This window comes from Aquimarina longa SW024, assembly GCF_001401755.1.
In the GTDB taxonomy this organism is placed as follows: domain Bacteria; phylum Bacteroidota; class Bacteroidia; order Flavobacteriales; family Flavobacteriaceae; genus Aquimarina; species Aquimarina longa.
The window spans coordinates 1-16,444 of sequence record NZ_KQ474108.1; the positions used below are offsets into that span (position 1 = coordinate 1).

General features: G+C 33.6%; 13 protein-coding genes. All 13 read right to left on the minus strand.

Going from position 1 to position 16,444, the window contains the following annotated elements:
* Positions 1-160: 160 nt before the first annotated feature.
* Positions 161-2,074, minus strand: a complete 1,914-nt coding sequence (locus N456_RS22550; protein ID WP_062062549.1) for a hypothetical protein — start codon at positions 2,072-2,074, stop codon at positions 161-163.
* A 65-nt stretch (positions 2,075-2,139) separates the two neighbouring features.
* Complete coding sequence (locus N456_RS22555; protein WP_148639417.1) at positions 2,140-2,574, minus strand: DUF3592 domain-containing protein; 435 nt, start codon at positions 2,572-2,574, stop codon at positions 2,140-2,142.
* A gap of 38 nt (positions 2,575-2,612) precedes the next feature.
* Complete coding sequence (locus tag N456_RS22560) at positions 2,613-3,428, minus strand: hypothetical protein (RefSeq protein ID WP_062062555.1); 816 nt, start codon at positions 3,426-3,428, stop codon at positions 2,613-2,615.
* A 525-nt stretch (positions 3,429-3,953) separates the two neighbouring features.
* On the minus strand, positions 3,954-4,781 hold the full coding sequence (locus N456_RS22565; protein WP_062062558.1) for a hypothetical protein: 828 nt from the start codon (positions 4,779-4,781) through the stop codon (positions 3,954-3,956).
* A 92-nt stretch (positions 4,782-4,873) separates the two neighbouring features.
* Entirely contained in the window at positions 4,874-5,701 is an 828-nt protein-coding gene (locus N456_RS22570) for a hypothetical protein (protein ID WP_062062561.1), read from the minus strand.
* 92 nt (positions 5,702-5,793) lie between these two features.
* Entirely contained in the window at positions 5,794-6,696 is a 903-nt protein-coding gene (locus N456_RS22575) for a hypothetical protein (protein ID WP_062062564.1), read from the minus strand.
* Between the two features lie 3 nt (positions 6,697-6,699).
* Positions 6,700-9,651 (minus strand): hypothetical protein, encoded by a 2,952-nt coding sequence (locus N456_RS22580; protein WP_062062567.1) that lies wholly within the window; start codon positions 9,649-9,651, stop codon positions 6,700-6,702.
* Between the two features lie 45 nt (positions 9,652-9,696).
* Entirely contained in the window at positions 9,697-10,752 is a 1,056-nt protein-coding gene (locus N456_RS22585; protein ID WP_062062571.1) for a hypothetical protein, read from the minus strand.
* Between the two features lie 92 nt (positions 10,753-10,844).
* Complete coding sequence (locus N456_RS23900) at positions 10,845-12,218, minus strand: DUF4280 domain-containing protein (RefSeq protein ID WP_082422631.1); 1,374 nt, start codon at positions 12,216-12,218, stop codon at positions 10,845-10,847.
* Positions 12,219-12,223: 5 nt separating this feature from the next.
* Positions 12,224-13,216 carry a hypothetical protein gene (locus N456_RS22595; RefSeq protein WP_062062573.1) on the minus strand — a complete coding sequence of 331 codons (993 nt, stop codon included), beginning with the start codon at positions 13,214-13,216 and terminating at the stop codon, positions 12,224-12,226.
* Positions 13,217-14,986, minus strand: a complete 1,770-nt coding sequence (locus tag N456_RS22600) for a type VI secretion system Vgr family protein (protein WP_062062575.1) — start codon at positions 14,984-14,986, stop codon at positions 13,217-13,219.
* 330 nt (positions 14,987-15,316) lie between these two features.
* Positions 15,317-15,799 (minus strand): hypothetical protein, encoded by a 483-nt coding sequence (locus N456_RS22605; protein ID WP_062062577.1) that lies wholly within the window; start codon positions 15,797-15,799, stop codon positions 15,317-15,319.
* 359 nt (positions 15,800-16,158) lie between these two features.
* Positions 16,159-16,444: hypothetical protein (locus N456_RS24680; protein ID WP_158447954.1), on the minus strand; the 286-nt coding region annotated here is incomplete at its 5' end.

The following is a 16,444-nucleotide window of genomic DNA, read 5'->3' on the forward strand; positions in this document are numbered from 1 at the left end:
CCAGACAGAATTGCCATAATGTAGGAACGCTTATTGTAATAAAATTACAATAAAAATTAAATTTAGCTCATTATTTATGTTAAAGTTATATAGGAGAAATCGATTGAATAGAGTTTACTTATAAGAAATTGATTAAGAGTGTATTATATAAGGGTTAGCTTTATCGCTCTGTTATATAAGATTTCCAGTCATAGCCTAGTAAACCAATTAGAGAATCCAAAGCAGTTATTCTCTCTATAGTCATTATAGGTTTGATATTTTTGTAGTCGAACCGTTGTTTAATTAACCATTTTTTTTGTTTGTTTGATAATTCTTTTCCTGCAATCAAACACAGACGAACCTTAACTAAGGATTCTTCAAAACTAAGTACTTCTGTTTCTTTTATTTTTCTAACTTTCCAATCTCTTTTTAGTAACGGAATCAAATCATTAAGAATTTCCAATTTATAGGTGGAAAATTTCTCTGGATCACGAAGATAATAGGCTTTTTGCATCCGCAAGTACTCTCTTTGTGTTTTAGATAGTTTACCTCCAGCGGTTAATACCGTTCTGATATCAAGAGTATGCTCACCAAATGTTTTATGGGGAGCATATTCTTGTAATTTCTTTTTCCAATCATACCCTAATAGGGGAATAAGTTGATCCAGTTTTTTTATAGCCAAACTAGATAGTTTATTTTTTTGAAAATATCTGCGTTGTAACTGTAACCAGGCTTTTTCTTTTTTATCTAGTTTTTGTTGAGCATTTAATTTCTTCTTAATTTCTCTATAACGTTGTTCTAAAGTCTTGGATTTTTGTTGTTTACTAATATACTTTTTCCAATCGCGCCCTAATATAGGAATTAGCGTATTCAAAGCTTTTATTTTTTCTTTAGAATAGGTGTCCTTTGCAGACAAGTAATGTTTACGTTCTACCTGAAGCCATTGTTTTTGTTTATCCGAAAGATACTGATATTCTGCATTTTGGTTTTTAATCTCATTAAGGTACTTTAGAAAGTCTTTTCTTTTTTTATAAATTGGTATTGTAGTAGTATACCAAGGTCTTTTTAGTAAAGGTGTGAGCTGATCCAATAAACGTTTTTGATCCATAGAAAAATGTTGTGGATCTTTTTGATATAAACGTCTATATTTTCCAATCCATGACGTATCCTTGATTGACAATTTTTCTGAAGATTGGAGTTTTTCCTTTAGCTGATCAATCCGCTCCGAAAAAGATAGTGTATTAGCTTCTCTTTGCTTAATTTTCCAATCATAGCCTAATAATGGAATCAGTGCATCTAACTGTTTTTTATTTTGCTTAAAATATGTCGATGGATGATTGTTATACATAGATCGCTGATTATTAATCCACAAAGTTACTTCTTTTGGGATTTTGCGTTTACTTTTTAGAGCAGATGATAACCTACGGATCATTTCTAACCCAAAGAGCTCTTTAACTCTATACCGCTTTTTCCAGTTATACCCCAAAAGCGAGTTTAAACTATCCAAAGAAGCTATATGGTCTGGTTCAAAACGCATTGGATATTCTTCATAATTTTTTTGCTGGTAATCTAACCAACGTTTTAATTCTTCGCTTAATGGTTTTTCCTTTTGTAAAACAGCACGAATTTCAGCTATTTTATCAGTCTTTATTTTTTCTAAACGGTTCTTACCATCTCTCCAATCATAGCCTAATAATGGAATGAGTTTATCTAGTTTTTTGATTTTATACTTAGGGAATTTTTTAGGGTTCTTTTTATAGTTAATCCCTTGTGCATATAACCAACGGCTTTCTTTAATAGGAAGGGGTTTGTTTTGTTGTAGTAGGTTATAAATTGTTTTCGTGTTTTTTGTTGTAGCGATTTTTACTCGTTCATGTCCATACCTCCAATTATACCCCAATAATGGGATAAGTGGATCCAGAAGTGCTATTTTTTCTTTATTAAAAGTATTAGGACTACGCTGATATGCTTTTTTCTGTTTTTGTAACCAGCTTTTTTCTGGTTGACTAATTTCTTGCTGTTGCTCTAAGGTCTTTCTTATGCTATTAGTACGTTGCTTAGCTACAATTAGCATCTTTTCATCTCTCTTTCCCATTAGTACTTTTAAGCGTTATCATTTTTAATACGAATATTCTAGTATTGATGTTACTAGTAGTTTTGTTATGCTCTGACTCTGATAATAGTATACAATATTCCTAGACATATACCTCCAAAAATGAACATGAGTAACGGAAAAACTACCATATATAAAAAGCCTCCTTCGATTGCATTTTTAGGACTTTGTGGTAAATATACTATTCTTCGTGTAGTACTCATTGATTTTGAGTTACTAGATACTGCTGATTTTATAGTATATGAATTATTCTGATTATCTAGGTATTTTATAATAGGTCTGTACTGGGATTCATCATCATCCTTGTCCCAAGTTTCTATATAATCAATTATTGTTCCTGTTGTTTTAACACCATAGATTTCGTAATATCCCCCTTTAAATAATCTACTTCCTCCCATATAAGTTAATATGCCTCCCAAAAGCATTAAAACGATTAGTAACCCGTAAGATAAGCATCCTGTAAAAGTATTATTAGACTCCATAAAATTCTAGAATTAATAATATCTCGTTTATGTTCATTTTATTCATTGTCATCTGACTCAGAAATAGTTTCCTCTATTATTCCTCCATTTTTTTCATATTCTGTAGCTTCTTGCTCAGAGAATTCAATGACTTCTATACGATCTGTACTGTTCTTCCCCTCTGGTATATCAACCTTATTCTTTTGCTTTTTTAGATCATTCTTATAGTCTTCAATAGCTTCTTTAGCACTTATATATTCTGTTTCCTTTTCTTCTTCTGTGTATGTTTTTAAATATAAAGACATAGTAAGATACATCATATATTGCAGATCTCTATTACTAAAATATTCAACAGGATATTCTTTTTCTAAAATTGTGACCAGTGAAGTATCGAGTGAGTATTTGGTTGTTACATCTCCGTTAATTAGAAAATCCACAACCTCATTATTGGTTTTAATGAACATGTTTAAGCTACTTTTCTGGAACTCTTCTTTTTTAGATTGATCCAAAAGACAAAGATTTAATTGTTCTTGATAAGTATCGAATAGTTGTCTGTTTTTTTGAATTATTGTGGCGAGTTGTAATTTTTTTTCAAAATATAATGCTTCCCCTTTATGGATATCTCTTGTATTGTATAAACCAAAATCTTTAAATGCTATATATTTAAAAAACAAATCTTTATACCCCTCTGCTTCTGTATTTATTAAAATACCGTTTTGCACTAAAGCATTCTCCATCTTTGTGATAATTCTTTCTCCATTGGGTATAATGTCATTAAAACACTCTATTACATAAGTTGTAGAGTCTATACTATAACTCGATTGCTCTACAGCAATGTTATTCTGGATTGAGCTGCTTCTTTTTGCGGAATCCATGCTTTTGCTTTTGGATTGTTTAGAAGTCTCATTATTGCAACTAAAAATTAGTATCGAGCAATTTAATATCAGTAAAAACCTAAAATTATTCTTTGTATTTTTAAATAGTATCATATGTATTATTTTGAATAGCCATAAATGCCGTAATCAATTGTAGTTTTAGTGTATTATTATTTATAGGGCTTTGGTTTTCTTGATTTACAAAGTTTTAAGCCTTCATTGAGGGGTTAATTCCCCAAGGCTTGCCTTGAAAACAAACTATTTTTTCGGAAGCATACCTCTTGAACTTGCTCTGAGGTTGTTAATTTTTAAAAACAGCACTACTAAATTATTTCTTTTTTATTCATTCTTCGTTAAAAAAATATAACTATAGATATGATTTCAAAGTTAAAAATAATGTTATTAAGATGATATCTTTCATAGTATCATTACTTGTAGCTTTATTTTTCTGTTGTCCGCAAGCTGTACACCATAGAAAACAGCATATACAAGGAATCAATAAATATCTCAGGCTATGCATTTTAACTACCATCGTTCCCATTTACCAGTTGTATTGTCTTTATAGATATATACTGGTTGCCATGATCGTGCACCTGTTTCTGGGTGTTTAAACCAAATAGCAGGCTCTTTATCATCGTTCTTTACCAATGTTACCACTCTATTATGGTAATATAAACGCATCTCAAAATTCTCTAAAGGCTGTGGTTCTTTACCATCACCTAGATTAATCATACCTTCTAATACTTCTAAATCTTCTTCTTCAGAACTATACACCTGTACAGAAGATCTTTTCATCCCTCTCATTATAGTCTCTTTATCTTGTGTTTTATTAATAATAGAAGCTCTTATTTTTGTGAATTCTGCAATTACTTCTTCTAATAGTTTATCTCTATCGATCTTAGATAAATCAGTAGCCTTAGTGTCTAGGGTATTGATTTCCCAAGGTACTTCTGCTTTAAATATAGTATCATACGCAAATAGGGGTAAGTGTTGCTCTCCAATCTCTGGCATTTCCCAATTCCATAGTACTGTACTGCCTCCGTATTCATTTTCTAAATCTGTCATATCTGCATATTTTATCAAGCGCATTTGTAGATTAGCTTTGGGCGACAGGGTATCGCCTTTATAAGGAAATACCTTTAAGGAAAGGCTTTGTTCTCCACTTTTAAGAATTTCTAAATTAAGAGGGACTCTTATCGAATATACAGGGTATTCTCCGTAATACTCTCCACTACTTAATTCATTTATTTCTAATTCGTAATAACAATTTTGATTGTTAATTTGTAGATAATACCCTGGGTGAGTCTCCTGTTGGGAAGAAGAAATCACTTGTTTGGCGGTGTTAGTGTTCATATTAGTTTTGTTTTTCTGTTGTGCGCAAGCTGTACACCATAGAAAACAGCATATACAAGAAATCAATAAATATCTCAGGCTATGCATTTTAACTACCATCGTTCCCATTTACCAGTTGTATTGTCTTTATAGATATATACTGGTTGCCATGATCGTGCACCTGTTTCTGGGTGTTTAAACCAAATAGCAGGCTCTTTATCATCGTTCTTTACCAATGTTACCACTCTATTATGGTAATATAAACGCATCTCAAAATTCTCTAAAGGCTGTGGTTCTTTACCATCACCTAAATTAATCATACCTTCTAATACTTCTAAATCTTCTTCTTCAGAACTATACACTTGGATTGTAGACCTTTTTATAGCTCTAATTATAACCTCTTTATCTTGAGTTTTATTAATAATAGAAGCTCTTGTTTTTGTGAATTCTGCAATTACTTCTTCCAACAGCTTATCCTTATCGATCTTAGATAAATCGGTAGCCTTAGTATCTAGCGTAGTAATGGTATACGGTACTTCTGCTTTAAATATAGTATCATACGCAAATAGGGGTAATTGTTGCTCTCCAATCTCTGGCATTTCCCAATTCCATAGTACTGTACTGCCTCCGTATTCATTTTCTAAATCTGTCATATCTGCATATTTTATCAAGCGCATTTGTAGATTAGCTTTGGGGGACAACGTATCTCCTTTGTAAGGAAAGACCTTTAAAGAAAGCGCTTGTTCTCCACTTTTTAATATTCTTAGGTTTAAAGGTATGCGTGTAGAGTATGATGGGTACATATCATAATACTTACCTCCATTAAAATCATTGATTCTTAGTTCGTAATAACAATTTTGATTGTTAATTTGTAGATAATACCCTGGGTGGGTCTCCTGTTGGGAAGAAGAAATCACTTGTTTGGCGGTGTTAGTGTTCATATTAGCTTTATTTTTCTGTTGTGCGCAAGCTGTACACCATAGAAAACAGCATATACAAGGAATCAATAAATATCTCAGGCTATGCATTTTAACTACCATCGTTCCCATTTACCAGTTGTATTGTCTTTATAGATATATACTGGTTGCCATGATCGTGCACCTGTTTCTGGGTGTTTAAACCAAATAGCAGGCTCTTTATCATCGTTCTTTACCAATGTTACCACTCTATTATGGTAATATAAACGCATCTCAAAATTCTCTAAAGGCTGTGGTTCTTTACCATCACCTAGATTAATCATACCTCCAATAACTTCTTTTTTAAATTTATCTCCCTCATATAATTGTGTTAGCAGACGCTTTATACTCTTATTCAGCATATCCACGTCTTGAGTTTTATTGATAATAGAAGCTCTTGTTTTTGTGAATTCTGCAATTACTTCTTCTAACAGTTTATCTCTATCGATCTTAGATAAATCAGTAGCCTTAGTATCTAGCGTAGTAATGGTATACGGTACTTCTGCTTTAAATATAGTATCATACGCAAATAGGGGTAAGTGTTGCTCTCCAATCTCTGGCATTTCCCAATTCCATAGTACTGTACTGCCTCCGTATTCATTTTCTAGGTCTGTCATATCTGCATATTTTATCAAGCGCATTTGTAGATTAGCTTTGGGCGACAGGGTATCGCCTTTATAAGGAAAGACCTTTAAGGAAAGGCTTTGTTCTCCACTTTTTAAAATCTGTAGATTTAAAGGGATTCTTATAGAATATACAGGATACTCACCATAATAAATCCCACTTCTTAGACCATTTGTATTTAGTTCGTAATAACAATTTTGATTGTTAATTTGCAGATAATACCCTGGGTGAGTCTCCTGTTGGGAAGAAGAAGTTACTTGTTTGGCGGTGTTGGTGTTCATATTAGTTTTATTTTTCTGTTGCGCACAAGCTGTGGTTAATATAAAAACAACAGCGAATATTAGTGTTTTTTTCATTGTTTAAAAGTAAAAAGTTTTATCTATAAAAGTAGTTTTTTCTACAATAGTATACCGAAACAATTCTTCACTACTTCCTCCATATTCATTAGCTTTCACTTCTTTTTTTCCTGCGGCTACCAGTCCTAAGAACTCTAGCTTAGCTCCTGTATAGGTTCCTTTATGAGCATTGACACCCGTAATTAATGCCAGTGTAAACCCTGTTTCGGCATAGGCGGTATAGGTATTTTCTGTCATAGCTCCTTTGATATCTCCTCCTGCAAACATAAATCCTACTAGTCCTCCTCCTATGGTAACGCTAGCTTCTATGGTCATTTTTAATCCAGCACCGATGCTACGCTCTAGTTTACTCTCGTTAGTATCTCCATCTATTTTTATAGTACCAATTATAGAAGCAGTTATCTCTCCCATAGCCGTAAGTTTTAATACAGGTTCTACTCCTGCTACGTTCAAAACTATTTCTGCTACTTTTATTACTTGTCCTGCAACGGGTATAAAAGTGGCACAGGTAATGAGATCTAGGCTTCCTTCCATTTTAAACAATGGTGCTGCTTTTAGAAACACATCATATGCTATAGGAGCATTACCATTGGTTTTTGACTCTAATGTTTTTCTACCCCAAGCAAAACCAACACTAAAATTAGGCTGATGCACAGTTATGGTAATAGGTAATTTGGCTAACTTTTTAAGCCATTTTTTTCCATGTTTTTCTGCTAGTTTGTTTACTCGCTTTTGATAAAGATTATTCTGTTCTGTCTCACTTGCTTCATTACCACTTACTTTATCTATTAAATTCTTAGCTACTGCAAATGCATATACAAAATCATTGATTTTCTGACCTAAATCTGGTGTCAGGTTAATACTATTTGTTCCATAAGAAGCTTTAACCCCAAAAGATAAATTAAGTTTTTTAAGAGCTTCTTCTTGTTTCTTTTCTTCTGTAGAAAGAGGCTCATTTCTATTAAAGGGTTTTAAGCTTTCTTTATATTTTTCTATCAGTTTTTGTTTTTTTTCTGATAGTCCACTTTGCCACTCTTCTTTGTGTTTGGGATCTGATTTGCCAAACGAAAAAGAAATCGCCCAATTGATATCTGGGTATACTTTTATAATAGCTCTTTGGTTAGGGTATCGACAGGTACTTATGGGCACAAAATAGGTTTGTGCTTGATCGTCTCTGAGTAAAAAATACCTTAGAATCCAAGCTTTATCAATAAAATCATTAGCCCATTCTCCAACTTTCTTACCTACTATTCTTTCTGCATTGGTATCATAGGTTTTATTATATAAATACCCTACTTTTAATTCTATCCCATTATTGGTATGATTGTGTTCTATATCTTGTATACTAATATCTATAGTCTCACTTCCTGTAGTTGCTTGTGTAGGGTTTGTAGTGGCACTTCTTTCATCAGGGTAGAGTATATAAGCTTTTTGCATATTAAAGACATCTTTTATATCATTATGCTTAAACTCTTCTTGATTGCGGTGTTTTACACGTCGCGTTTCTATTCTTCCCTTTTTTCTTTTTGTAGCAGTAGTAATTCCTAAGCATTTTGGTTTCTTTAATCCTTTATCTTGGTAGTTTTGTATCGCAAGCCCTATAGCGGTAATCTTAATAGTTTCTTTTGTATCTCCTGCTACAATACCAAATACCAGATTGGTATGATCTATAGGTTTTTGGGTGGTTTTATCTTCATCAAATAGTACAAACGGTTCTTTTCTACTCTTATGCTCTATCTGTAGCTTAGAGTACTTGCAGGGTTGATTATTTTTAGCACTATACTCCACATCCCCTACTACGACAAACATATTATTTTTATTAGCCTCGTAGTTATCTAGGATCACATCCATGGTATCATATTTTACCTGAAAAGATACTTGCTGATTTTCTAGTACTGTGCCCTTTGTAGTATCATATAATTCTTTTATTTCTTTTTTCTGATAATCATTAGCATAGAGTTTTGCTCCACTAGCACTATACCCCCAAAACCAGTGTCTACTATTATCAAAATCTTCTTTTTCCATCGCTACTGCTGTGATCTCTCCATTAGGAGCTACAGACCGAAACTCATTACCATGTCTAGAGTTTGGATCATAACTTACAGTCTCATTTGCTGCATATTTTTTTGCAGACTTACCTGCTACTGCATCTTCATTACTATAGATTGTAGTTTTGATTTTTGCATAATAGGTTTTTACAGTCTTCTCTTTATGTTTACTCTTATCCCTCCATTTTTCATCAATTATAATCTCTACCTCTGTCATGGTATTAACAGAAAATGTATTAGGGTTAGATTTCTGAAAAAAGCGCAATGGTTTTTTGTCTTCTGTAACCTTATTACCGTCGGTATCATAGATATCTACTTCGAATAATGCAAAATTATGATAGCCTACTGTATAGTTAGGTAGCATATGTCCCAGAATATACAGTTTTATAGTGTTTTTATAGGTATAGATGTTACTGGTGCCACTCTCTCCTGGGTATTTAAACTCATCTTTATGACGAGCAAAATAGGCTGATAGTATTTTTGGAGTATCTATAGTGGCAATATAATATCCTTTTTCTAGGGTAGGGACATCTATAAAGGGTTCGTAATAAAAAATTCGTCCTTCTGTAAAATCTTTTTCATTACGGGGTCTTGTTGTTACAGAATTTCCATATACATATTGCTTCCCAATTCCATATTCTTGTATCGGTTTTTTAGCATTTTTAATATTCCATCCTCCCCATTTATCAAATAGTTGACCAGGGAGTATTTTTTTTGCTTCTTCGAAATACTCTGTAGCAATAACAACCCATCGAATTTTTTTATCCTTATAGAGGTGTTTGTCTTTTATTTTTATTTTTTTAGATTCTCCTATTTTGAGAGGAAATAACTTATTCGTTGCTCCTATCGTAATCTCATTAACGCCTGTTGTTTCTACAATTATTGGTTTCTCTTTTGTATCAGCCATGAGTTTTATATATGTAAATAATTAAAAGTAGGGTGGTTATGATTGCTATTTTCTTGTAAAATCAGGTTTACGAACCTGAAAATCATACAGATTTCTTATAGAATTTCTTACCCAAACCATTCCTCTGCCATACATCGCTACAGGATGACCTGCAGTGAGGTATTCTGGCAAGTCTTCCTTCATCCAGTTTGTACCCTTGTCATAGCTATAATAATAATATGTTTTCCCATTATCTTGCCTTAACACTCCTATATAATTCTGGGATACAGTAACTCCTATTATAAGTTCTTTTCCACTGCTTACAAAATCATAAGTATTTAATTTTTGGGAGGTATGGTTATATAACATAAGCTGGTGAGATTCTTTGGGATCATACTTATATACCCTAGAGTACAGATTCCCTGTGATATGATCCTTAAAAAAACCTCTCAATCTATAACCTTTCATTAGGTTACAAGGATTTATTTTGGTCTCTCCTGTTGTAAAATTGACCGTTGCTGTTTGGTTTACATCATCAATTGTATGATGGGTGTACAACTCATTTTTTCCTATAAATATCATAGTAGATAAATTTATCCCTTTGGTGGATATAGGTAGTTTCTGCCATGTTTTGCCTCCATCTATGGTTTTGAGTAATTGATTTTTTCCAAATTCACCAGCAATGCCAGCAATACCAATAGTATTATTATAAAACTGAACGTTTAAAATTCTATGTGTATCAAAATTGCTAATCTGCTTCCATGATTCGCCAAGATCTGTAGATTTAAGAATACTATATTTTTTTGGTATCGTATCTGTGGCATAGGTTTCTTTTATTACATACAAATTTTTTTGGGTGTCATTTATGATTTGCTCGAGTGTTCCTTTACCTAGTGTAGATTTCTTAAACGATTCTCCTCCGTCTTCTGTTTTAAATAAAATGGTTTGATAGTTGCTTCTATTGATTGATCGACTTTCACCAACAGAGTTACCGACTTCTACTCCGCTATTATTTCCTATCAAAAACCCTATATGACTATCCAATACTAGATATTGTTGAAGTCTATAATCGAAGCTATTTCCTCCTGTTTCACTAGGAAGGGTTGTTGTATGCCAACTCATAGGGTTGTTTTTTAATGTTATATTTTGTGGTTGTGAGTTACAGCCCGTTACACAAAGGACTAGTATACTTATTATAATAATTTTTATGGTGTCTATTCTAGCCATGGCATATGTCTGTATTTATCTAATTCTCTGTTCACCCTATTCCAAATATCGATAGTATCTCTATATAATTCTAAATATTTTTCTGCTTCAGCTACAGCCTCTTCTATAACCCTTTGAGCTTCTTCTACTCCTTCTTTAGCTTGTGTATACCAATCTCTTATCTGTTCCTCGAATACAATCATTGCTTGTTCCCATGTAGCACCAGAGCCCCATTCTCTAAAATCTGGAGTCATACTCACTTTTATCTTATCAGATATAGGGATTGATGTCATTCCAGCATCTAGATACGCATCTGGGTGAGTAGCAAAGGCAAAATCCCTAAATTCGTCATTGCGAAGCTCTAAATTGGTATAAAAAACAGCAGCATCGTCAGGCAAATTATATCTGCCGTTAAAATCTGTATTATGAAAAGCCTCAAACCTCTTATTGACCACCCCGATTTCCATATATTCTTGTAGTAATTTTTTAGCTTTTTTTAACCACCTTTTTCCTTCGGGACTTAAGGTAGGCATGAGTACATTGGTAAAGCGTACACAATATTTATATCCATAACTTTTTGAAGGCATCGCACTAAAGGTACCATGTTCTCTTTCATATTTTATTAATTTTTCGTTCCCCATTTCTTTTTCCAAAGATGAAGTCCACCATTCATTAATCGCATCAACAATACCATACCCTCCTTCGATTTTTCGCATCGTACCATAATAATAATCTGGTGGGTCGTGTCTACAATTATTATGTCGTCCCATAAAATTCTCAAACCTCCACTTATAATAATAACATGTTCCTATTATAGCGCTAGGAGCAACTGGTGGTTCTCCTGCCAGACAACTTTTATCTTCCTCTTCCTCATCATCTAACTCATCATCATCTACTGCTACAGTGATCCCATCATAGGGCGAGGGTATGTTAATTTCTTTTACATTAAACATAGGAAACACCTGACTGATTAATTCTTTGTCTGCATTTTCTACATTCTGAGATGATGGAGAAGCAGTTTGTCCATGAAATGTAATTTCTACACAGGGTGATCCCGATATAGCACAGGTAGCTTTGCTATCTTCTAGCAAGGGATATCCCTGATTGGCTTGTAGTTGTGTTTTTTCAAAAAAACCATCCCATGCAGTAATACTAGGCATACAAGGTTTAAAACTACTACCCATAGGTTGTAGCTTACATTGCCCAAAGGTTTTTGCCTGAAAAGGCATCCCCAATTCTTTATCGGTAGCAATTAGTTTTTGACTCCCTGCATTATCATTGATATAATTTTTTTGTTGACTCTGTACGACCAATGTATCTGGAACATCTCCAAATTGGCACTTGCACATTGCTCCATGGCAAACTAACTTTTTTTGGCTCATACTTATTATTTCTTACTCCCCGAAAAAAACCAACGCTTTTTCTTTGGTTGTATCTCTGGGGATTCTGGTTGTTGATCTTCTTTTTTCTCTAAACTACTTTTAGGAAACGTATCTGATTCTTGCTGTACTACTAAAAGGGCTATGGCTTTGATTTCTTCTTTTTTGGTTTCATCGTATACATCACATATCACATTAATCAATCTAGGCATACGAGTGTCAGTATCCAAATCATAGGTTATCTGTAGATCAGAACTAATCGTATGCCCTGTTCTTTTTATATGAAAACGACTTGGGTCAGAAATTATTGACTGTCCCGAGTATTTTAATTCTATAGTATTATATTCTGTTATAAAAGGAGTTATAGTCGATATCCCTTTGTAGACTGCTAAAGGTTTATAAGGTTCTAAAGGAAATACCACAGTACTTTCTTTTTTATAATCCTTTTGATAACTGGTATAAATAGGATTGTAGAATATACTCCAGAATATCTCATTAGATAGAGAGGCCTCTAATTTAGATGGAGTTTTGATGATGTTTTCAAATTTTTTAACCATCTTAAAAACAAGATCCCCTTTATATTCTTTTATAATATTCTTCTTATTAATGATCCATCGTTTTTGTATCTCAGTATAATTTAAAACTTCTATAAAACTCCCTGAATTATCTACTGCTATTTCTAATGGATACATCGTTGCAGCTATTGCTGTTGTAATCTCCTCTATAATTAAAGACGGTTTCTTTTTATTAAAAAACAAATCCTTTTTATATACCCTAAAAACATGAGGTAAGATCTGTGGATCTTCATTTAGATACTCTAATCCAATCGTATAGTCTAAACATTTTGATTCCTTGTCATTATCTCCTTTAAAATATTTTAAAGACACAAGATAAGATATAAACTCATCAGAAGGAGTTAAATGTAATGTATCATTAAAAGACAACCCTACTTTGGTTCTATCATCATCATCGTTTATGATATCAGTGCCAAAATCCCACATTTATATTAAGATATTTTTCTCTGAACTATTAGACACTACTTGCTTAGAACTGGATAATTCCATATTCTCTTTGGTACTATTCATTGTAATCTTATCGGCGTTCTTCTCCAATTCTTTAGACTGCATCTCTGCTTTTTCTTCGATTAGAATAGTACTATTTTTTGCCGTTAATGTCTGTTTGTTACCAATACTTTCATTTTTATCTTTTCCTACAGAAATATTTAGGTTTTCCTGAATATTTAACTGCATATTCTTAGCATTAAAAGTCATGGTTTCTAATGCTGTGATATTGATATTATTACCAGCGGTATCGATCATAAAGGTGTTTCCATTCTTATCGGTAATGGTGATATGCTCTCCACCTTTCGTATCATTAAACTCTAGGGTATGCCCTGATCTGGTTTTTATAATTTTTACATCATTTGTCTCTGTAGCAAATCCCGATGGGCTAGCAGTACCTGAGTATAAGGCTCCTAGTACAAATGGATTTTCGGCATTTCTGTTTTCAAACGATACCATCACTTTTTCTGCTTTTTCTGGTAAGAAGTGGAAGCCTTTTTCTGAGCCCCCATGAGGGGTGATCATACGCAGCCAAGGGGTCATCGTACCCATCGCTTTTTGCCATGGAAATTGTACTCGGATTCTTCCGAGATGCTGTGGATCGGCATTATCCATTACCGTAGCTACCGTAGTATCACTCTGCGGATATCGATTAAGATCCATATGTGGATAGGTGTCTAAACTGGCTTCTACGGCAGTAAACTCATTGCCGTATACTCCATGCTCTGTATTGGTATGGGTAATACTGATAATTCTATACCTGCCATAGCCTTGTACTCTAATGATTGCGCCTAGCGCAACACTGGGGTTATCACTACTCCCTTTAGCAATTACCTGTTGCATGGCTCTAGCGATAGTATGCTGTTCTACCTGTGTATCTAGTCTGGATTTTTGATTGCTATCGGTGTATAGGCTATGTGATGCTTGTGTGGGTTTATGGTAGAGTTCTTTAGATTTATTATCCATAAATCCGTGATATCCTTCTGATGGGATATTGATCTCTTTACTACTTTTTTGATGTAACTCATCAGTAAGATAATCGGTACTACTATAGGTAGTTGTATTGGCTACTACATCTAATTCTATACTAAAATCATGTAAGTCGACCCCATATCTAAGTTCTGTTTCTTCGGTGCTAGGGCTCCCAAATACCAATTGCTTACCATTATAATAGAACCACTCATTATGATAGGCGGCTAATCGACTGGTATAGCTAAAGGCGCTCTGATTATGCTGTACGGAGTAGTGTATGGTTTCTGAGGATCGTGGTGCAAAATTGGTTTCTAGTTTTCCGATATCATAGCCCTGAAAAGTACGTTCTAAGATTTCCGACAGGTTTACATCATTATACGAGGCATAATGATTCCCGTTATCGGCTAATATACTGGTGCTCTTAGCTTGCAAAAGTATCAGGTTTCCTTTTTCTTGATCGTATCCTTTTATGGCACGTACTTTAGTGACCACTCCTTTAAATTCTAATGCGTTATACCCTCCATAATTAGCGAGTGCTTGGATCTGTACTGTGATAATCCCACCTAGATACTCTTTACTTGCTCCTACGAGCTCATCACTTAGTTGCTCGATGACATCGGCACGGCATAGGAGTTCTAAATCGTGGTGAGCATCTAGCTGTTGTTCTATTTTTAGACTTAGATAAGAGTGTAGCGGTGTGGAGGATAAATAAATAGATGTAGTAGTCTGGAGTGCCATAATATATGTGTTAAAAGGGATTAGATTTTAAATGTTACTATTAGCCGTTGATTATTAAATAAATGTTTAAAAAAATTAGTTCCCCAAAAGTAATCTTATACAAGGGATAATACAAGGGATTTGTAGGGGGGAAAAAACCCTTTTTTTCTATACTTATTTATAATAGATAGCTTTTTAGTCATTTAGTTTCTGAATCATTAAAGTTTTGTAGTTTCTTAGTTGGTGTCTTCTTTTTCGATAACGCTACTGTTTTTTGTTAATTAAACAACGGTAAAAGCATAAAATAATAAATATAAAAACCTTTTAAGTATTGAACATCATTTTTGTTATTTATTTTTCTTCGGGATCTATGCGATCTAATAGTTCTAAGAGTATCAATCGCTTGGTTTTTGGGTTTCGTTTTTTGGCATTGTTGGTTTTAAAAAAATGAGTTAGGATTGGTTCTAAATGGGTATTGGCAAACGTTTTTTGTACCTCGGCATTGGTATATGGAGTAAGCTCCGGATGCTTAGGGGTTGTAAAATAGATGGATTCTTCTCCTAAAAAAGTAGGAAGTAAGGGGCTGATGGTATAGATTTTTATGTACTGGCATTCATCCTCTAAGGAATAGCATCCATAACTATGAATCGTAGTGATGACATCTTTTTTTGATGTGGTTTCTATAGCATGTTTGATGTCTTTATAGGGTATGGGAGAGGTATAATCGCATAGTAATTCTTCTATTTTTTGTAAGATATCATAGACCTGATATGTATACATCCCATCAAAGAGTTTGATAACGCTTAGTATTGTTTTTTCTTGATATGTATTCATATAGTTCTTTTTTTTTATTGATATACTGTTATAAAGATATCGAAGTACACTACGCAATCATTGGGAAAATAAGTACTGCCTAAAACTAAAAATAGTACTAATCCAGGACCCCAACCTAGTCAATTAGTGAACAATACTTAGATGAATGCTAGTGTACTTGACATCCTAATAATAGGGCAATTATATAGTCGCCTAAGCAACTGTTATATCTGTGCCTATTGCTATAGTAATGTCCCTTACTGATGTTTTATAAAAGATATCGGGGTACTCTAGACAGTACTATATATATCTGTGTGAAAGAACTACTGCCTATCGCACCCGACATCTCTATACAAGGACGAACCTCGAACTAACTCAACTTAACTTACTCTCACTCTACTATTTTTTGGGATGATGTTTTTTAGGGATAATGGTTTATTTTGTTTTATATGATCTATAGTCAAAGGAGATTTGCGTATAAGGGTTGCAATCTCATAAGAATTTAGTCCCTGCTTATTAGACTCTTGTATCCATTTACGCAATAATAGGGCATATCCTCTATAGCTCTCTACACAACAGTTAAACTGAGATTGTTTAATCTGTAACTGAGTAAATACACGTTCTTCAAAAAGACGTACTCTCCTTTCTTTTTCTTGTGTGGTACTT